17 protein-coding genes are annotated in these 16,936 nt (G+C 73.4%); 11 read left to right on the forward strand and 6 right to left on the reverse strand.

Annotation, left to right across the window (positions count from 1 at the left end; all coding sequences use genetic code 11):
* Positions 1–33 precede the first annotated feature (33 nt).
* The gene (locus O7631_RS20850) at positions 34–828 is read right to left on the reverse strand and encodes a fused MFS/spermidine synthase (protein ID WP_278145771.1); all 795 of its coding nucleotides are present in this window, start codon (positions 826–828) and stop codon (positions 34–36) included.
* Between the two features lie 115 nt (positions 829–943).
* Positions 944–1,921 (reverse strand): DUF2267 domain-containing protein, encoded by a 978-nt coding sequence (locus tag O7631_RS20855; RefSeq protein ID WP_278145772.1) that lies wholly within the window; start codon positions 1,919–1,921, stop codon positions 944–946.
* A gap of 201 nt (positions 1,922–2,122) precedes the next feature.
* Here O7631_RS20855 and O7631_RS20860 point away from each other — a divergent pair, with 201 nt between their 5' ends.
* Positions 2,123–2,437, forward strand: coding sequence for a hypothetical protein (locus O7631_RS20860; RefSeq protein WP_278145773.1), 315 nt, complete (start codon positions 2,123–2,125; stop codon positions 2,435–2,437).
* Between the two features lie 70 nt (positions 2,438–2,507).
* Here O7631_RS20860 and O7631_RS20865 read toward each other — a convergent pair whose 3' ends face one another.
* On the reverse strand, positions 2,508–2,831 hold the full coding sequence (locus O7631_RS20865; protein ID WP_278145774.1) for an STAS domain-containing protein: 324 nt from the start codon (positions 2,829–2,831) through the stop codon (positions 2,508–2,510).
* A 170-nt stretch (positions 2,832–3,001) separates the two neighbouring features.
* Between O7631_RS20865 and O7631_RS20870 the strand changes: the two genes are divergently transcribed.
* The 5 genes from O7631_RS20870 to O7631_RS20890 all read left to right on the forward strand — a co-directional run bounded on the left by O7631_RS20870 (position 3,002) and on the right by O7631_RS20890 (position 7,412).
* A complete protein-coding gene (locus O7631_RS20870; RefSeq protein ID WP_278145775.1) occupies positions 3,002–4,756 on the forward strand; it encodes a PP2C family protein-serine/threonine phosphatase in 1,755 nt (584 codons plus the stop codon).
* On the forward strand, positions 4,753–5,790 hold the full coding sequence (locus O7631_RS20875) for a cobalamin-dependent protein (protein ID WP_278145776.1): 1,038 nt from the start codon (positions 4,753–4,755) through the stop codon (positions 5,788–5,790). Before O7631_RS20870 ends, O7631_RS20875 begins: the two co-directional genes overlap by 4 nt.
* 118 nt (positions 5,791–5,908) lie before the next feature.
* Positions 5,909–6,259, forward strand: coding sequence for an STAS domain-containing protein (locus O7631_RS20880; protein ID WP_278145777.1), 351 nt, complete (start codon positions 5,909–5,911; stop codon positions 6,257–6,259).
* 68 nt (positions 6,260–6,327) lie between these two features.
* Positions 6,328–6,774 carry a response regulator gene (locus O7631_RS20885; RefSeq protein WP_145782537.1) on the forward strand — a complete coding sequence of 149 codons (447 nt, stop codon included), beginning with the start codon at positions 6,328–6,330 and terminating at the stop codon, positions 6,772–6,774.
* Between the two features lie 116 nt (positions 6,775–6,890).
* Positions 6,891–7,412 carry an ATPase gene (locus tag O7631_RS20890; protein ID WP_278145778.1) on the forward strand — a complete coding sequence of 174 codons (522 nt, stop codon included), beginning with the start codon at positions 6,891–6,893 and terminating at the stop codon, positions 7,410–7,412.
* A gap of 30 nt (positions 7,413–7,442) precedes the next feature.
* Here the strand turns inward: O7631_RS20890 and O7631_RS20895 are convergent, their stop codons facing one another.
* The 3 genes from O7631_RS20895 to O7631_RS20905 form a co-directional block, all read right to left on the reverse strand.
* On the reverse strand, positions 7,443–8,294 hold the full coding sequence (locus O7631_RS20895) for a hypothetical protein (protein ID WP_278145779.1): 852 nt from the start codon (positions 8,292–8,294) through the stop codon (positions 7,443–7,445).
* A 793-nt stretch (positions 8,295–9,087) separates the two neighbouring features.
* Positions 9,088–9,513 (reverse strand): OsmC family protein, encoded by a 426-nt coding sequence (locus O7631_RS20900; protein WP_278145780.1) that lies wholly within the window; start codon positions 9,511–9,513, stop codon positions 9,088–9,090.
* A 67-nt stretch (positions 9,514–9,580) separates the two neighbouring features.
* The gene (locus tag O7631_RS20905) at positions 9,581–10,513 is read right to left on the reverse strand and encodes a serine/threonine-protein kinase (protein WP_278145781.1); all 933 of its coding nucleotides are present in this window, start codon (positions 10,511–10,513) and stop codon (positions 9,581–9,583) included.
* A 234-nt stretch (positions 10,514–10,747) separates the two neighbouring features.
* Between O7631_RS20905 and O7631_RS20910 the strand changes: the two genes are divergently transcribed.
* The 5 genes from O7631_RS20910 to O7631_RS20930 all read left to right on the forward strand — a co-directional run bounded on the left by O7631_RS20910 (position 10,748) and on the right by O7631_RS20930 (position 16,931).
* Complete coding sequence (locus O7631_RS20910; RefSeq protein WP_088989807.1) at positions 10,748–10,978, forward strand: hypothetical protein; 231 nt, start codon at positions 10,748–10,750, stop codon at positions 10,976–10,978.
* A 113-nt stretch (positions 10,979–11,091) separates the two neighbouring features.
* Complete coding sequence (locus tag O7631_RS20915; protein WP_269678614.1) at positions 11,092–11,838, forward strand: response regulator transcription factor; 747 nt, start codon at positions 11,092–11,094, stop codon at positions 11,836–11,838.
* On the forward strand, positions 11,816–13,321 hold the full coding sequence (locus O7631_RS20920) for a HAMP domain-containing sensor histidine kinase (protein ID WP_278145782.1): 1,506 nt from the start codon (positions 11,816–11,818) through the stop codon (positions 13,319–13,321). Before O7631_RS20915 ends, O7631_RS20920 begins: the two co-directional genes overlap by 23 nt.
* 44 nt (positions 13,322–13,365) lie before the next feature.
* On the forward strand, positions 13,366–15,669 hold the full coding sequence (locus O7631_RS20925; protein WP_278145783.1) for a glycosyltransferase family 39 protein: 2,304 nt from the start codon (positions 13,366–13,368) through the stop codon (positions 15,667–15,669).
* Complete coding sequence (locus O7631_RS20930; RefSeq protein ID WP_278145784.1) at positions 15,666–16,931, forward strand: bifunctional glycosyltransferase family 2/GtrA family protein; 1,266 nt, start codon at positions 15,666–15,668, stop codon at positions 16,929–16,931. The genes O7631_RS20925 and O7631_RS20930 overlap by 4 nt, the downstream gene beginning before the upstream one ends.
* The last annotated feature ends 5 nt before the right edge of the window (positions 16,932–16,936 follow it).

Genomic DNA, 16,936 nt, shown 5'->3' on the forward strand with positions numbered 1-16,936 from the left:
GTCGGAAACCCGGCATCGCGGACGCAGCGCTGATCAGTGGCCGAAGGTGCCGTCAGTGTCGGTGACGGGACGGGCGCCGGCCACGAACGTGTCGAGCGCGGCGGCGTGCAGCAGCCCACCGGGCACCGGGTCGCGCAGGGCCGCCACCGCCAGCCGGCCGACCGGCAGGCCGCCGGGGCGTGACGTCGCGGCCAGCACCAGGTTGCCGTACCGCCGGCCGCGCAGCATCCGCCGGTCACCGACGACGCACACGTCGGCGAAGACCGCCCGCACCGTCGCGACCTGCGCCCGGGTGGCGACCAGCGGCGGCAGGTCCGTCACGTTGACCAGGTACGTCCCGTCCGGGCGGAGAACACGGGCCACCTCGGCGGCGAACTCGACGGTGCGGACGTGCCGGGGCATCTGGGCGGCCCGGTAGATGTCGGCCACCACCACGTCGTACCGGCCGTCCGGGGTGGCGGTGAGCGCGTCCCGGGCATCGGCGACCTCCACCCGCACCTCGGGCGGCAGCGGCGGCAACTCCCGGGCGACCAGCTCGACGACCGCCGGGTCCCGTTCGACGACCCGCTGCGGGGAGCCGGGCCGGGTGGCGGCCAGCCAGCGCGGCAGCGTCAACGCGCCGCCGCCCAGGTGCAGCACGTGCAACGGGGCGCCGGCCGGGGCGGCCACCCGCACCGCCGAGGCGATCCGTCGCACGTAGTCGAAGTGCAGGTGTCGGGGGTCCTCGACGTCCACGTACGACTGTTCGACGCCGGCGGACAGCAGCGTCCGCCCGGTCCGCCGGACCGGGTCGACGACCAGTTCCAGCCGGTCGGCGGCGCGGTTCATGACCGGCACGCTAGCCGAGCCGGTGGTCCGGCCCGGCGGTGGCCCGGCACTGCCGACGGGCCGGCGTAGCGGGGTGTCCCCCCGCCCGCCGGCCCGCCCGGGTCACGGTGGCCGGTCAGCTGCCGGCCATCCCGGCCCCCACCTCGTCGATCGCGTCGTCGATCTGGTGGGCGAGGTCCACGTCGAGCGCGGTCACCCCGTCGGCCTGGCTGGTGCGTACGGTCAGCACCGCGGCGGTGTCGCCGGGACGCCCAATGCTCGGGCCGCGGCCGGTGTCCTGGCGCATCCGGTCGAGGCGGGCCAGCACCCGGTCCAGGTTGTCCGGCGGCAGCGCGACGACCCGGTAGAAGCCCTCGCTGTCGCCGGACCAGTAGGGCAGGTCGTCCAGCGCCGCGTCGATCTCGTCGGCGTTCAGGGTGGGTGTGGTGGTGGACGCGCCGACCAGACCGCCGCCGGCCTCCGGCGGATTGAGCAGGTCGCGCAACCCGTCGGGTACGTGCAACGACTCGACCAGGTCGCCGTCCTGTTCGGCGAGCGCGGCCATCGTGGCCTCCGCCTGGTATCGGGCCTGCTCCGGGGTGTTGCCGCTGATCCGACCCACCTCGGCGAGGAAGCCGGGCAGGTCCTGGTGCCGTTCGATGCCGTCGACGGGCAGCACGTCGTGCAGCGACGCCGGCACCGCCGCGAGCAGCCGCTGCCGCTCGGCGGTCTCCAGGGCGAAGGCGAGGACCAGAACTGTGGCCTCGGTGCCCACCTTGGCGGTCTTGAAGTCGACCCCGGCCCGACGTCGGACCTCGTCGACCAGGTCGTGGTAGCCCATGGTGCTCACGCCGGCCGCGCCGCTCGGCGGGGACGGCTGCGGCCGCGGATTGTCGGCGCTGCCGAGTTGCGGCGGGGCCGGGCCGCCACGCGTACTGTCCGGTTTGTGGGGTCCGGCCGGCGGTGGGCCGGCTCGCTTGCCGGCGTCGAGGCTCGTGAGTTGCTTGGAGGCGCTCAGGCTGGCGCCGATCTCGCTGGGCTGGCGACTCTGTTCGCGAGCCTGCCGGGCCAACGCCCGACGCCTCTGGTTGTCGCCTTCCATCTGCTTGCGCATCGTGGCACCCCTTCCGCTGGGGATCGTGGCTGCGCCAGTCGCCTTCCCGCCGTCGAAGAGAAGGAAACGGGTACTGCCGGCCGGGTCGGCCGGGTCTTCGTCGACGCTTCATCCGGCGGGGGTGAGGGGTGCTCACCCGCACGGCCCGCACGATCACCTCAGGACCAACGTTCTTCCGAGGTACGCGGAAGGAAGGTCGTCATGAAGCAGATCGTCGAGATCGTCCCCGCCCGACCCGGCTGGTACGCGCGCTGGCAGGTCACGCCCGAGGCCACCAGGTGTTACCCGGTGAGCCTGTGGGCGCTGTTGGAGGAGGCCGACGGGACCGGACGTGAGGTGGTGGGCATGGACTGCATCGGTCAGTGGCCCGGCGCGGACGACAACGAGGCGGGTGGGCAGTTCGTCCGCTATCTGTACCAGACGCCCGATTCGGGAGAACCCGAGGACGTCGAACCGGCCCCGACCGGCGAGCTGCGTGAGAGCGGACCCCGGCTCCAGCCGATGACGGCACCCTAGACATTGCTCCGGCCCCCGACCCCAGGTCCCAGGGTCGGGGGCCACCCCGGCCTTCCGGGGCGGCCGACGATCAGCCGGTGGCGCGGAGGTCGTCGCGGTCGACGGCCAGCACCTCGGCCAGGCCGGTGCGGTCCAGCATCCGTTGCAACTGCGGGCTGACCCCGGTCAGCTGCATCACCCGAGCCTTGCGCTGCACCACCAGCAGCGCGCTGAGCCCGGAGGAGTCGCAGATGCTGACGCCGCTCAGGTCGATCAGCACCTCGTCGCCGTGCAGATCGGCCGCCGCGGCAGTCAGCTCCGGGGCGGTGTCGAAGTCGAGGTCGCCGGTCAGCCGGAGTCGGACGTGCCCGGCGTCGAGCCGGGTTGCCTCGATGGTCAACAGCTGGTCGGACATCCCGCCATTTTCCCAGCCGAGCGGCGAAACGCAAAGCGAGCACGACGTTCGCCCCGAATACGCCGAGGTGCCACCATCCGCCGACCGGCGTAGGGTGGCCTGAAGGGTTTCGACAATGCGCCGGTCTGCGGCGCGGGCACGGGCGGACGACAAGGAGTGAGGCTCAGCTGGTGACTGCTTCCGACGTCAGGGACGTAGACCCGGGCGACGGACGGCTCCCCACGCCGAGTACGACACGGTCCCCGGCGTGGTCGGCCGGCCTGCTGCCCCGGTCCGCCGCGCTCCCGCCGCTCGCCCCGGACCGAGACCTCGCCGCCCCCGACTGGTTCGAGGTCGTCGAGCATTTCCGAGAGGGCCTCATCGTCTGCGACGCCGACGGCGTCGTGCGGCACGTCAGCCCGGTGGCGGAACGCCTGTTACCCGAGGTCAGGCCCGGCGAGACGCTCGACGCCACCGGTGTGCCCGAGATGGCCGAGGGCGACTTCACCCATCGCGCGCGCCGGCTCAGCGCCCGTCAGGTGCCCCTCTCCGGAGCCCGCTGCTGCTGGTACGTCGAGGACGTCACCGACCGCGTGAGCGGCGCAGACGCGTTACTCGCCGAACGGGCGCGTTCGACGTTCCTGGCCGTCGTCGGCGACAAGCTGGGCAACCCGCTGCACCCCGACCGGGCCGCGGCGGCGGTCGTCCGTCTCGCCGTACCGACCCTGGCCGAGGTGGCCGTGCTGGTGCTCGCCCCCCGTGGCGGTCGGGCCCGCTGGTGGAGGGCCTCGCGCACCGACGACGAGGCCCCGACGGTGGACAGCGGGACGCTGGCCGGCGGCGACCTGCCGGCCGCCATCGCCGACGGGCTGACCGGGGTCGAGCCGCACGCGGTGGACTGGCTGGTCGAGCAGGCGGTCGACGCCGGCTGGCTGCCCGCCCTCGCCGGCACCGAGAGCGCCGCCCGGGTCGTTCCGTTGCCCGGCCGGGACGCTCCGGTCGGTGTGCTGCTGGTGGCCCGCCGTGCGACCCGCTGGTACGACGAGGCCGATGTGGACCTGATCCGCGCGTTCGCGGCCCGCGCCGGCGCGGCGTTGACCACCGCGCTGCTCTACCGCGACCAGGCGGAGGTCGCGGACACCCTCCAGGCCAGTCTGCTGCCGGTCGAGCCGGCCGAGGCCGCAGGCGTGCAGTGGGGCACCGCGTACCGGCCCGCGCAGGCGGGGCTGCGCATCGGCGGCGACTTCTACGGCTCGCACCGGCTCGCCGACGGCGGCTCGGTGTTCTTCCTCGGCGACGTGTCCGGCAAGGGCGTCGAGGCGGCCGTCTTCACCGGCCAGTTGCGGCAGTGCCTGCAGGCGTTGCACCGTTTGGAGTCGCACCCCGGGCGGTTGCTGCGGCTGCTCAACGACGCGCTGTTGGAGACCACCCAGGCGCACGGCCAGGGCCGCTTCGCCACGATCGTGCTCGGCGTGGCCCGCCCGCAACGCGACGGAGGCCTGACGCTCACCATGGCCGGCGGCGGGCACCTGCCGCCGCTGGTGCTGCGGACCTCCGGCGAGGTGGAGTCGGTGCCGCTGCGCGGCATGCTGATCGGGGTGGTGCCCGACCCCCGCGTCGGTGAGGTGACAGTACGACTGGCGCCGGGGGAGACCTGCCTGCTCTACAGCGACGGCGTGACCGAGGCCCGTGGCGGCCGGCGCGGCGACGAGCAGTTCGGCACGGAACGGCTCGTCGCTGCCGTGACCGGCTGTCAACGGATGCCCGCGCCGGCCCTCGCCGAGCGGGTGGAGCAGGTCACCTGCGACTGGTTGGGGCATGGCGACCACGACGACATCGCGGTGCTGGCGCTGCGGGCGACCGCCCTGGGCGGGCGTGGGTCGCGGCACCTGCACTCGGTGCCCGAGCTTGTCGACGTCGCCCAGCGGGGGGAGAGCGACGCGTGACCGCCGCCACGACGGCCGCCGACCCTGCTGGTGTCTTCGCCGGCTACCTGGACTGCCTCGCCGACGCCGACGAGTACGGCGCTGTCGACCTGGCGATCGGCCTGCTCGACGCCGGCGTACCGGCCGAGCGGGTGCTGCTGGACCTGGTCGCGCCCGCCCAGGCCGAGGTGGGTGAGCGGTGGGCGCGCAACGAGTGGAGCGTCGCGCAGGAGCACGCCGCCACGCACATCAGCGAGCAGGTGGTGGCGGCGGTGGTCGCGCATGTCAACCCCCGCCCGACCGGTGGACGGGTGGTGGTGGCCTGCATGGACGGCGAGTGGCACGCGCTGCCGCCCCGGCTGGTGGCCGAGGTGCTGCGGTTGCGCGGCTGGCAGGTGACCTTCCTGGGTGCCAGCGTGCCGGCGGCACACCTCGTGTCGTACCTGCACCGCTACGACGCCCACGCTGTCGCGTTGGCGTGCGCGCTTCCGATGCGGCTGCCGTACGCCCACCGGATGATCGAGGCCTGCCGCCGTTCAGACGTACCCGTGGTGGTCGGTGGGCGTGGGTTCGGCACGGACGGCCGGTGGGCGCGTCGCCTCGGCGTGGCCTGGGCGCCGGACGCCCCCGCGGCGGCCGACCTCATCTCCGACGAGGGGGCGCTGCGCGCGGTGCCGCCGGCGCGGTTGGCGCACCTGGCCGACGACGAGTACGCCAGCCTGGTGCGGCGTCGGGGTGAGCTGATCGACGGCGCGTTGGCCGACCTGCTGGAGCGGGTGCCGGCGGCGCGCTCCTACAGCGCCACCCAGCTCGACTCCACGGTGAGCGACCTGGGTCACATCGTGGACTTCCTGGCCGCGGCGGTCTACGTCGACGACTCCTCGCTGTTCACCGAGTTCGTCGAGTGGCTGGTGGAGATCCTGGTCAGTCGTGGGGTGCCCGCCGAGGCGGTGGCCCTGCCCTTCGACCACTTCGGTGTCGCGTTGCGTGACTTCCCCCGAGCGGCGCGTGTGCTGGCCCTCGGGCGCGCCGCGCTGCCCGTCGCGAACCGCTGACGAGGCCCTCGACGGCCGCTCCGGGTCGATCACCACGCCCTCCGGCGGACGAGTCAGCTCTGCGTATACTTGCCGCACTGCAAACGTCCCACCACCGGGTGGAGCAAGGGGGAGCACGGTGACGTTCAGTGTCAGCCGCGTCGAGCGCGACGGCGGGGGCGCCGCCCGTTTGCGGCTCACCGGCGAGCTGGACCTGAGCACGGCCCCCCAGTTGACCACCGCGATCGAGGATCTCGCCGCCGCCGGCGAGACCCGGCTGCTGCTCGACCTCACCGACCTCACGTTCTGCGACTCCACCGGCATGGCGGTCTTTGTCCGGGGGGACAACCAGGCCGCCGCCGACGGAGGGTGGCTCCGACTCACCGGCGCCAACGGGCGGGTCGAGCGGGTGTTGCGGGTGACCGGGCTCGCCGACGTGTTGCGCCACGACCCGGAGTCGCTCGACCCGGCGTCGCAGACCGCTGTGTGATGGGCTAGATTTCCCCGCCAACGCGGTGACCGTCAGGTCCCGTCCCCGCCGACCCGAAGCAGGTAGTGATGGGCGCAGACAGCCCGCAGCCGGTACGCATCCTCGTGGTCGACGACGACCCGGGTGACGTGCTCATGATCGAGGAGGCGTTGGCGGATTCCGACGTCGACAAGGTCATCGACGTGGTCAGCGACGGCGAGGAGGCGATGGAGTTTCTCCGCGCCGAGGGCCGGCACCAGCAGGCCCGCCGCCCGGACGTGATCCTGCTCGACCTCAACATGCCGCGCATGGACGGTCGGCAGGTGCTCGGCGCGGTCAAGCAGGACGAGGACCTGCGGACCATCCCGATCGTCGTGCTGACCACCTCCAACGCCGACACCGACATCGTGGGCAGTTACACGTTGCAGGCCAACGCGTACGTCACCAAGCCGATCGACCTGGACGACTTCAACGACGTGGTGCGCCGCATCGACGAGTTCTTCGGCCGGGTGGTCGTGCTGCCCAAGCGCGTCTGACGCGTGACTCCCGCGCACGCATGCTGAACATTTTTCCCGAATCTCCTCGGCCGTCGTGGTCTGGGCCGAGGATCCAGGTGGGGAAGTAACAGCAGCTGCCTGGGGGGGGCGACAGTATGAGGTTCTCCGTCGTTGAGACCGGTTACGACCAGCGGCAGGTGGATTCCTGCCTGGACGAGCTGGGCATCCGGCTGGCCCGGCTCGCCGCGCGGGCCCAGGGCGCGGTCGGGGCGGGCCGTGAATGGGACGAGATCCGCGAGGAGGCCGCCTGGCTCAGCGGGCTGCTCCGACGGCTCGACCTCGGCGACACCACCGGCAGGCGGCACGCCGGTGACGCGACGCGGCGCGAGGCCGCCGACCTCCTGGCCCGCGCCCGCGTCGAGCTGGACGAGGCCCGCGAGGAGGCCCGGCAGGTACGGGAGCAGGCGTACGCGGAGGCGGTGCAGGCCCGCCGCGACTTCGAGGCGGCGCTGTACCTCCGCCGGCGGCGTGAGGCCCGGGTCGACGAGATCCTGGGCCAGCTCACCGTCGACCAGGTGCCCGCCGACACGCCGACCGCGGCTGCGGGCGTACCCGGGAGTCGGGTGGGAGTCGGCGGGCTGGACACGAGTGCGGAACCGCCCTCCGGTCGCCGCTGACCCGGGCCGGCCGCGACGTGGGTGGCCGGCTCAGGCGGTGAGCGCCGACGCGACGATCGTCGCCCGCTCCTCGTGCTGGGCGTACGCGTCGGGGTAGGCGGAGATCTGCACCGACTGGGCGGCGTACGTGACGCTCATGTCCTGCCAGCCGGGGACCTCGTTGAGGGCCGTGTAGAAGGCCCGCGCGGCGTACGAGGGGCGCATCAACTCGGCCACCGTGCCCCAGCCGCTGCTCGGGCGCTGCTGGAACAGCCCGACCGAGTCGTGGTCGGACCCGCTGCCCTGGTTGGGGTAGTTGGCCGACTCCGGCAGGACGTCGCTGGCCAGGTTGTAGAGGTTGCTCTCCTGCATGGCGGTGGACAGCGCCACCACCAGGGCGCGGCGGGGCATCTTCATGTCCAGACCGACGTCAACGATGATCTTCGCGTTGTCCATTTGCGCCTGGTCGAGGCCGGCGACCGGTCGGGGCCGGCGCGGCTTGACCGGCTTCTTGGGCGCCTTGCGCGCGACGGTGGGGCTGGGTGTGGGCTTCGCCGTCGGGCTGGGCAGGATCCGCGCGGGGGCGACGTCGCGGTCCAGCGATCGGGAGGCGCGCTCGTCGGCGATCGCCGCACGGTCGGCCACCGCCTCGGCGAGTGGCTCCACGGCGCGGGAGGTGTCGTCGCTGCTGCCCCGCGCGGTGGCTACCGCGACGAGGCTGAGACAGCAGGTCACACCGGTGGCCAGCGCCACCCGGACCGGGGTCGAGCCCAGCAGGCTGCGACGGGGCGGCTCGGAGGCGCGGTGACGGCCGATCGTCCGTTCGGTTGATACGGCGTCGTCCGACGGGGTAGTCGGGCGCGCGTCGGTCAGCTTCTGGTCGGAGGGGTCGTCGGGATGCACCTGACGAGGCTAAAGACCCAATTGCTCGATATCGTCCGCCGGTACGGTGGCATGCGCCACACTTTGCCCCGATCGAGGGGACGTGATGGCGCAAAACGTCAGCGGAGCGGAGCAAACCCGCACATCAGGCGAGACGGTTATTTCCGATTCGGGGCGTGATTGCGGTCGCCGCGCCAGCCGTTGCATCCGCCAATCTCGCCCTGCGTGACGGTCCGTCGAACGGTCAGGTGCGGTTCCCCCGAACAGCCGATCGGCCGGCCCGCCGGGCCTTGCCTCCGCCGTCGGGGTCGGGCCGGGTGCAACCGGCACGGTGGGCTGACGGCGGCGCAGCCGGAGTACGCCCACGACGGCGAGCGGCAGCGGAAGGAGCGGTGGCGCCCTGCGCCCTTCGGACCGGCCCGGCGTTCCGGCGGCCCGCATACCGCTTGATCCACTCGGGTTCGCCGAAATGGGGGTGTCGGAGCCGCCCGCAAACCCCCATTTCGCCGATGTCGAGTGGATCATGGCGCTGCGACGGTGCTGCCGGCCCGGCGCGCCCTGCTCTCGGCCGCCCGCCGGTGATCGTGCTCGAACCAGGAAACAGTGGCCTCGACCAACGCGCGAGGCCACTACACCCAGGATCGAGCACGATCATGCCAGTCGGGGCGCGGTCAGTGCGGGCCGCGCGGCGGTCAGTGCGGGGCGCGTGGCGAGTGCGGGCCGCGCGGCGGTCAGTGCGGGGCGCGCGGCGGTCAGTGCGGGCGTGCGGTGATTCAGTGTGGTGCGCGCGAGGTGGGCCCGGCGGGTTGCCGGGTCAGTGTCGGCCGTTCTCCGCCGGAGTGACGGTCAGCCGGTGGCGGCTGGCGTCGCTGCTGGAGAACGGCCACAGCCGGTCGGCGTACTCGACCAGGTCGGCCAGTTGCTCCCGAGTCAGGCCCGCCGAGCTGATCTGCGCGTGTACGTCGGCCCGGTACCGGCCGTCGTCGTCGCGCCCCAGCTTCGCCTCCGCCCGCACCTGAACGGTGTGTGCCTCGTCGGTGATCTCACCGGCCGCCTCCACCGCCGCGTGGTGCAGGCAGGAGGCGAAGGCGGCGGCCAGCAGTTGCTCTGGTCTCAGGCCCGTGCAGTGCGCCGCCAGCGGCGAGGCCAGCGCGGTGGAGAGCCCGCCGTCGTCGGTACGTACGTGGCCGCCCTCGGCGGTCGCTGTGGCCTCACGCAGCCAGGAACTCTGATCCGGCATCGCGTTCTCCCGTCGCTCACCGGCGGGCTACCCGGCCGCAGCCCGGCGAAACGCCGAACCGACGGTCTCAGCGCTGCTCGTCGAAGACCGCCACCGCCTCGGTGACCTCCGTCGCGGCCCGTTCGGTCCACGCTGAGGGTGGGGCGGGCCGCCAGGCGGTGGGGATCGTCATCGGCACGTACACCCGGGCGTCCACGGCCTCGGCCAGCAGCAGTGCCGCCATCATGCTGGTCGGGCGCCGCTCGGGTTCGTCGGCGAGGCAGGAGTGGCACAGGTCGGCCACCTCGGGCGGGAGCCCGTCGATCGGGGGTAGCCGTTCCGGCGGCTGTCGGCGGCGTACGCCGAGCAGTTCGCCGGCGGTGACCGCGCGGTACGGCAGCCGGGCGGTGAGGCTGTAGTAGAGCAGCACGCCGAGGGCGTACATATCGGCGGCCGGGGTGGCGGGCTCCCCGTCCAACTGCTCGGGGGCGAGGTACGCCGGGGTGCCGACTACGATCCCGTCGGGCAGCGGGTCCGGGGTGCCGGCGGGGACGGCGATGCCGAAGTCGAGGACCTTCACTCCGGCCGGGGTGAGCATGACGTTCGCCGGTTTGACGTCACGGTGGACGATGCCTTCCGCGTGTGCGGCGGCCAGCGCCGCGGCGACCTCCGCGCAGACCCGCACCGAGATCCGCCAGTCCAGTGGCCCGGCCCGCAGGTGCGCGGCGAGCGTCTCACCCTCGGCCAGTTCCATCACGATGTACGGCACCGGGCGGCCGGGCAGCGTGGAGGAGGTGCCGAAGTCGTGCACGCTCGCCACGTTCGGGTGCACGAGGCGGGCGGCGGACCGGGCCTCCCTGCGGATCCGTTCCACCGGGCTGTCCTGCTGGTGTGGACCGGGCAGGATGAGCTTCACCGCGACCGGCCGGTCCAGCACCTGGTCGTGTGCCCGCCACACCTCGGACATGCCGCCCATGCCGATGCGCTGCTCGAGCTGGTACCGCCCGTCCAGCGTGCGCATCGACCACTCCTCGTTCACGCCCCGCCGACGACGGGTGCTCACGTCGCGGTACCCGAGCGCCGAGCTGGGCAAACCGACGCGACTCGCGCTGGGTGAACCGGGGCGGGCCGCGCTGGGTGAACCGGGGCGGGCCGCCCTGCGCACGTCGCTGCGGCGCGACGGCCGGTGCGGTAGCTTGCGAGCCAGAGCCGGTGTCACCCACTGTGCCGGCACGGTCACCCGAGAGGCGCCGCGATGAGCGAGGTCACCGTACGCTTCGTCGGCGGGCCCGCGGACGGCCTGGTCCGGCTGCTGCCGGCCGGGTCGGACGGCGCCCCACCGCAGCGTTGGATCATGCGGCATCCGGACGGCACCGGCCCGGTGCAGCCCGGCCCCGACCACCTGTACGAACGCGACCGCCCGGACGGCACCGGCGGTTGGAGCATGCGCTTCGTGCGCACCGACGCGTACGGGGTGTCCGAGTGACCACGAGGCGGGGCTGACCGGTGGCGACGCCGGAGTCCCGTCGGCCCGGCCGCACAGCCGGCACACAGGCTCCGCAGGGGCGTGGCACAGGCGTTGCGGCCACGATGGGCGGCATGGTCATGAACGGGCAGGCCGCACCGAGCCGGATCGAGCTGCGCCGCCCCGACGGGGAACCCGTCCGGGTGCTGGTGGTCGACGACGAACCCACGCTCACCGACCTGCTGTCGATGGCGCTGCGCTACGAGGGCTGGCAGGTCCGCAGCGCCGGCAACGGGATGGCGGCGTTGAGTGCCGCCCGGCAGTTCCAGCCGGACGCTGTGGTGCTCGACGTGATGTTGCCCGACCTGGACGGCTTCCAGGTGCTGCGTCGACTGCGCGAGTACGCGCCGACCGTGCCGGTGCTCTTCCTGACCGCCCGCGACGCCGTCGAGGAACGCATCGCCGGGTTGACAGTGGGCGGCGACGACTACGTCACCAAACCGTTCAGCCTGGAGGAGGTGATCGCCCGGCTGCGCGCGTTGCTGCGCCGCTCCGGGTTCGCGGTCGCCGCCCGGGAGGACGCCGTGCTGACCGTCGGCGACCTCAGCCTCGACGAGGACAGCCACGAGGTCCGCCGAGCGGGTCAGTTGGTCACGCTCACCGCCACCGAGTTCGAGCTGCTGCGCTACCTGATGCGCAATCCGCGTCGGGTCCTCAGCAAGGCGCAGATCCTCGACCGGGTGTGGAACTACGACTTCGGCGGCCAGGCCAACGTGGTGGAGCTGTACATCTCGTACCTGCGAAAGAAGATCGACGCCGGCCGCGAACCGATGATCCACACGCTGCGCGGTGCGGGCTATGTCCTCAAGCCCGCGGAGTGACCGCCGACCGTTGCGTGCCGCCCGACGGTGGCTGGCCGGCCGTTCCCTGCGTACCCGCCTGGTGTTCGCCCTGCTCGCGCTGCTGGCGGTGGTCAGCGTCGCGATCGGCGGCCTCACCACGGTCGCGCTGCGGCACTTCCTGATCGACCGGCTCGACGCCCAGTTGGTGCCGTCGACGGGCATGCGGGGTGACCGTCCGGGGCGGCCGGCGTTCCCGGGCAACGGACCCGGCGTGCCGCCCGGGTCGCCGTCGGGCACGGTGGTCGCCGTGATCACCGACGGGCGGGTGACGAGCGCCCGGACCCTGACCGACAGTCCGTCCAGCGGTGACCCGTTCCCCGACGAACAGGCCGTCCCGGTCGGGGACGTCGCCGCGCTGGCGGGCCTGCCGGTGGACGCGCAGCCACGCACCGTCGACCTCGGGGCGCGCGGCGACTACCGGGCGGTGGCCCGGCAGTACTGGGACGGCCGGGTACGGGTCGTCGCGATACCGCTGTCGGGTGTGCAGGAGACCGTCTGGTGGATGGTGGCGGCGCAGGCCGCGGTGGCCGCCGTCGGGCTGCTGGTCGCCGGTGCGGCCGGCGCGCTGATCGTCCGGGCCACGCTGCGCCCGCTCAACCGGGTGGCCGCCACCGCCACCCGGGTCACCGAGCTGCCGCTGGACCGGGGCGAGGTGGCGCTCGCCGTCCGGGTCCCGGAGGCGGACACCGACGCCCGCACGGAGGTCGGTCAGGTCGGCGCGGCGTTGAACCGGATGCTGGGCCACGTCGCCGACGCGCTCTCCGCCCGGCAGGCCAGCGAGACCCGGGTACGCCAGTTCGTCGCCGACGCCAGCCACGAGTTGCGGACTCCGCTGGCGGCGATCCGCGGCTACGCCGAGGTGGCCCGGCGCGGTCGGGACGAGGTTCCCCCCGACGTGGCGCACGCGTTGCGCCGGGTGGAGTCGGAGAGCACCCGGATGACCCGGCTCGTCGACGACCTGTTGCTGCTGGCCCGGCTCGACGCCGGTCGGCCGCTCGCGGCGGACCCGGTGGACCTGACCGCGCTGGTGGTGGACGCGGTCAGCGACGCGCACGTCGCCGGCCCCGACCACCGCTGGCAGCTCGACCTCCCCGAGGTGGCGATCCGGGTGCCCGGTGACTCTGCCCGGCTGCACCAGGTGGTCGCGAACCTGCTGGCCAACGCCCGGGTGCACACCCCACCCGGCAGCACTGTCACCACCAGGCTGGCCGTCGAGGACGACAACGCAATGCTCACCGTCGCCGACGACGGGCCCGGGGTGCCGGCGGAGCTGCAACCGGAGATGTTCGAACGGTTCGCGCGCGGCGACAGCTCCCGCTCTCGGGAGCACGGCAGCACCGGCCTCGGCCTGGCGATCGTGGCGGCCGTGGTGGAGGCCCACCGGGGAACGGTGGGTGTCGACAGCCGTCCGGGTCGGACGGTGATCACGGTGCGGCTGCCGAATCCCACAGCTGACACATAGTCGGCGCACGGCGTCCCGCCAGCCCTGCCGCCGAGGCTGACCGCATGGACAGAACCGAGACCCTGCCGACGACACCCGCCGAGCCGGAACCGTCGACGACCACGCGCCCCGACGAGCAGCCGCCGCCGCGTCGCTCGCCGGCCTGGGCCCGGCCCGCGCTGGCTGGTCTGCTGCTCGCCACCGCTGTGCTCTACCTGTGGGGCCTGGGCGCGTCCGGCTGGGCGAACTCCTTCTACGCCGCCGCCGTGCAGGCCGGCTCGGTCAGCGGGAAGGCGTTCCTCTACGGCTCGTCGGACGCCGCCAACTCCATCACCGTCGACAAGACCCCCGCGTCCCTGTGGCTGATGGCCCTGTCCGTACGAATCTTCGGGTTGAACAGCTGGGCGATGCTCGTCCCGCAGGCGCTCTGCGGCGTTGCCTCGGTCGGCGTGCTCTACGCGACGGTGAAGCGCTGGTACGGGCCGGTCGCCGGTCTGATCGCCGGCGTCGTCCTCGCGGTCACCCCGGTGGCGACGCTGATGTTCCGGTTCAACAACCCCGACGCGTTGCTGGTCCTGCTGCTGGTCGCCGGGGCGTACGCCACCGTCCGGGCGGTGGAGTCGGCGAGCACCAGGTGGATCGTGCTGGTCGGTGTGCTGGTCGGCTTCGGCTTCCTCACCAAGATGCTCCAGGCGTTCCTGGTGGTGCCGGTCTTCGCCGGTGTCTACCTGCTGGCCGCGCCGACCGGGCTGTGGCGACGGGTCCGGCAGCTGCTGCTGGCCGGCCTGGCGGTGGTGGTCTCCGCCGGCTGGTGGGTGGCGCTCGTCGAGCTGGTCCCGGCCGGCGCCCGCCCGTACATCGGTGGGTCGCAGGGGAACAGCATCCTGGAGCTCACCCTCGGCTACAACGGCCTCGGCCGGATCACCGGCGACGAGGTGGGGAGCGTCGGCGGCGGAGGCGGGCGGCCGGGAGGCGGCGGTCCGTTCTCGGGCCAGACCGGCGTCCTGCGCATGTTCGGTGGTGAGGTCGGCGGTCAGGTCTCGTGGCTGCTGCCGGCCGCCGTGATCCTGCTGGTCGCCGGGCTGCTGGTGGCTGGCCGGGCGGCCCGTACCGATCGGACCCGGGCCGGGCTGCTGCTCTGGGGCGGCTGGCTGCTGGTCACCGGTCTGATCTTCAGCTTCATGTCCGGGATCTTCCACGCGTACTACACGGTGGCGCTCGCCCCAGCGATCGGTGCGTTGGTCGGCATCGGTGGCACGCTGCTCTGGCGCGAACGGCGACCGGCGGTGGTTGCGGCTGTCGCCGGGAACCCGGCGGCTGATCCGGCTGTCGCCGGGAGCCCGGCGGCTGATCCGGTGCCGGCGTCCGCTGCCGCTGCTGGCTCGCGACGGCAGCGGTGGCGTCCATGGGCGGCCACGGCGACGCTCGCCGGCACGCTCGCGGTCACCGTCTGGTGGGCGTGGACGCTGCTCGGGCGCAGCCCCGACTGGTACCCGTGGCTGCGGAGCGTCGTGCTCGTCGCCGGCCTGGTCGGCGCGGCGCTGCTCCTGCTGGTGACCCGGCTTCCCCGCCGGTCGGTGCCGGTGGTGCTGGGTCTGGGCATCGCGGCGGCCCTCGCGGGCCCGGCGGCGTACGCGGTGCAGACCGGGGCGACCCCGCACACCGGGTCGATCCCGAGCGCCGGCCCATTCGTGGCGGGCGGTTTCGGCCGGGGCGGCTTCCCCGGCGGGCGACCACCGGGCGGTATGGAACTACCGGGCGGCGGTCAGTTCCCGGGTGGTTCCCCGGGCGGGGGCCAATTCCCGGGCGGGGGTCAGAACGGTGGCGGTCAGTTCCCGGGCGGTCTCCCCGGCGGGGGCCAATTCCCCGGCGGCGGTCGAGACGGCGGCGGTCAGAACGGCGGGGGTCAGAACGGCGGCCAGGGGCCGGGCTTCCCCGGCGGTGGTCGCAACGGCGGGCCCACCGGCGGCCAGGGACGCTCGGCCGGCGGGGGAATGGGCGGGCTGCTCGACGCCCGGGAGCCCAGCACCGCGCTGCGCGAGTTGCTGGAGCGCGACAGCGCCGACTACACCTGGGTGGCCGCCACGATCGGCTCCAACAACGCCTCCGGTTACCAGCTCGCCACCGGAGATCCGGTGATGCCGATCGGCGGCTTCAACGGCAGCGACCCGTCGCCCACCCTCGCGCAGTTCCAGCGCTACGTGGCCGACGGAAAGATCCACTACTTCATCGGTGGTGGCGGCTTCCGAGCCAACGGCGGCAGCTCGGCTTCCCAGGAGATCGCCGCCTGGGTCGCGGAGACCTTCACGGCGCAGACCGTCGACGGTGTCACCGTCTACGACCTGAGCACCGGCACGGAGGTGTCGTGACCGCGCTGAACGCACAGCGGGCCGCCGTCCAGGCCCGACCCGCCGCCGCCGGCGCGGTGCTGGACGTGGTGATCCCGGTCTACAACGAGGAGACCGACCTCGGCCCGTGCGTACGACGGCTGCACGCCCACCTGACCGAGCACTTCCCGTACCCGTTCCGGATCACCATCGCGGACAACGCCAGCGTCGACGACACCCCGGCGATAGCCGATGGTCTCGCCACCGAACTGCCCGGCGTCGACGTGCTGCACCTGCAGGCCAAGGGGCGGGGAAGGGCACTGTCGGCGGCCTGGTCCGCGTCGTCCGCGCCGGTGCTGGCGTACATGGACGTGGACCTGTCCACCGACCTGGCGGCGCTCCTGCCGCTCGTCGCGCCGCTCATCTCCGGCCACTCCGACCTGGCGATCGGCACCCGACTGGCGCGTACCTCCCGGGTGGTACGCGGTGCCAAGCGGGAGGTCATCTCCCGGGCCTACAACCTGTTCCTGCGCGGAGCGTTGGCGGCGCGGTTCTCCGACGCGCAGTGCGGGTTCAAGGCGATCCGCGCCGACGTGGCCGGTGAGCTGCTCCCGTTGGTGCGCGACACCGGCTGGTTCTTCGACACCGAGTTGCTGGTCCTCGCCCAGCGGGCCGGTCTGCGCATCCACGAGGTGCCGGTGGACTGGGTGGACGACCCGGACAGCCGCGTGGACATCGTCGCCACGGCCCTGGCCGACCTGCGAGGGGTGGGCCGACTGGGTCGGGCGTTGCTGACCGGCGCGCTGCCGTTGACCGCCCTGCGCGCCCAGTGGGGCCGGGGGCCGCTGACCGTGCCGTCCGGGCGGGAGTCGCTGACCGTGTCACCCGGCCCGGTGACTCAGGTGCCCGTCGGGTTGCCTCGGCAGTTGGTCCGGTTCGCGGCGGTCGGGGTGGCCAGCACCCTCGTGTACCTGGTGCTGTTCGTGGCCACCCGGGGAGCCCTCGGCGCGCAGCCGGCCAACCTGCTGGCGCTGCTGGTGACCGCTGTGGGGAACACGGCCGCGAACCGTCGGCTGACGTTCGGCATCACGGGGCGTCGGCACGTGGGGCGGCATCACGTGCAGGGTCTGCTGGCTTTCGCGCTCGGTCTGGCGTTGACCAGTGGCTCGTTGGCCGTCCTGCACGCGGTCCATGCCGTGCCGGCCCGGCCGGTGGAGCTGGCCGTGCTGGTGGTCGCGAACCTGGCCGCGACCGTGCTGCGCTTCGTGCTGCTGCGCCTCGGCATGCACCATCGGCGCGGCTGAGCGGC

The organism is Micromonospora sp. WMMD967, assembly GCF_029626165.1.
Lineage (GTDB): Bacteria > Actinomycetota > Actinomycetes > Mycobacteriales > Micromonosporaceae > Micromonospora > Micromonospora taraxaci.

Coding starts and splice junctions, on each gene's coding strand:
- O7631_RS20850 (WP_278145771.1), bottom strand. CDS start 828: ATGAACCGCGCCGCCGACCGGCTGGAACTGGTCGTCGACCCGGTCCGG.
- O7631_RS20855 (WP_278145772.1), bottom strand. CDS start 1,921: ATGCGCAAGCAGATGGAAGGCGACAACCAGAGGCGTCGGGCGTTGGCC.
- O7631_RS20860 (WP_278145773.1), top strand. CDS start 2,123: ATGAAGCAGATCGTCGAGATCGTCCCCGCCCGACCCGGCTGGTACGCG.
- O7631_RS20865 (WP_278145774.1), bottom strand. CDS start 2,831: ATGTCCGACCAGCTGTTGACCATCGAGGCAACCCGGCTCGACGCCGGG.
- O7631_RS20885 (WP_145782537.1), top strand. CDS start 6,328: ATGGGCGCAGACAGCCCGCAGCCGGTACGCATCCTCGTGGTCGACGAC.
- O7631_RS20890 (WP_278145778.1), top strand. CDS start 6,891: ATGAGGTTCTCCGTCGTTGAGACCGGTTACGACCAGCGGCAGGTGGAT.
- O7631_RS20900 (WP_278145780.1), bottom strand. CDS start 9,513: ATGCCGGATCAGAGTTCCTGGCTGCGTGAGGCCACAGCGACCGCCGAG.
- O7631_RS20905 (WP_278145781.1), bottom strand. CDS start 10,513: ATGCGCACGCTGGACGGGCGGTACCAGCTCGAGCAGCGCATCGGCATG.
- O7631_RS20910 (WP_088989807.1), top strand. CDS start 10,748: ATGAGCGAGGTCACCGTACGCTTCGTCGGCGGGCCCGCGGACGGCCTG.
- O7631_RS20915 (WP_269678614.1), top strand. CDS start 11,092: ATGGTCATGAACGGGCAGGCCGCACCGAGCCGGATCGAGCTGCGCCGC.
- O7631_RS20920 (WP_278145782.1), top strand. CDS start 11,816: ATGTCCTCAAGCCCGCGGAGTGACCGCCGACCGTTGCGTGCCGCCCGA.
- O7631_RS20925 (WP_278145783.1), top strand. CDS start 13,366: ATGGACAGAACCGAGACCCTGCCGACGACACCCGCCGAGCCGGAACCG.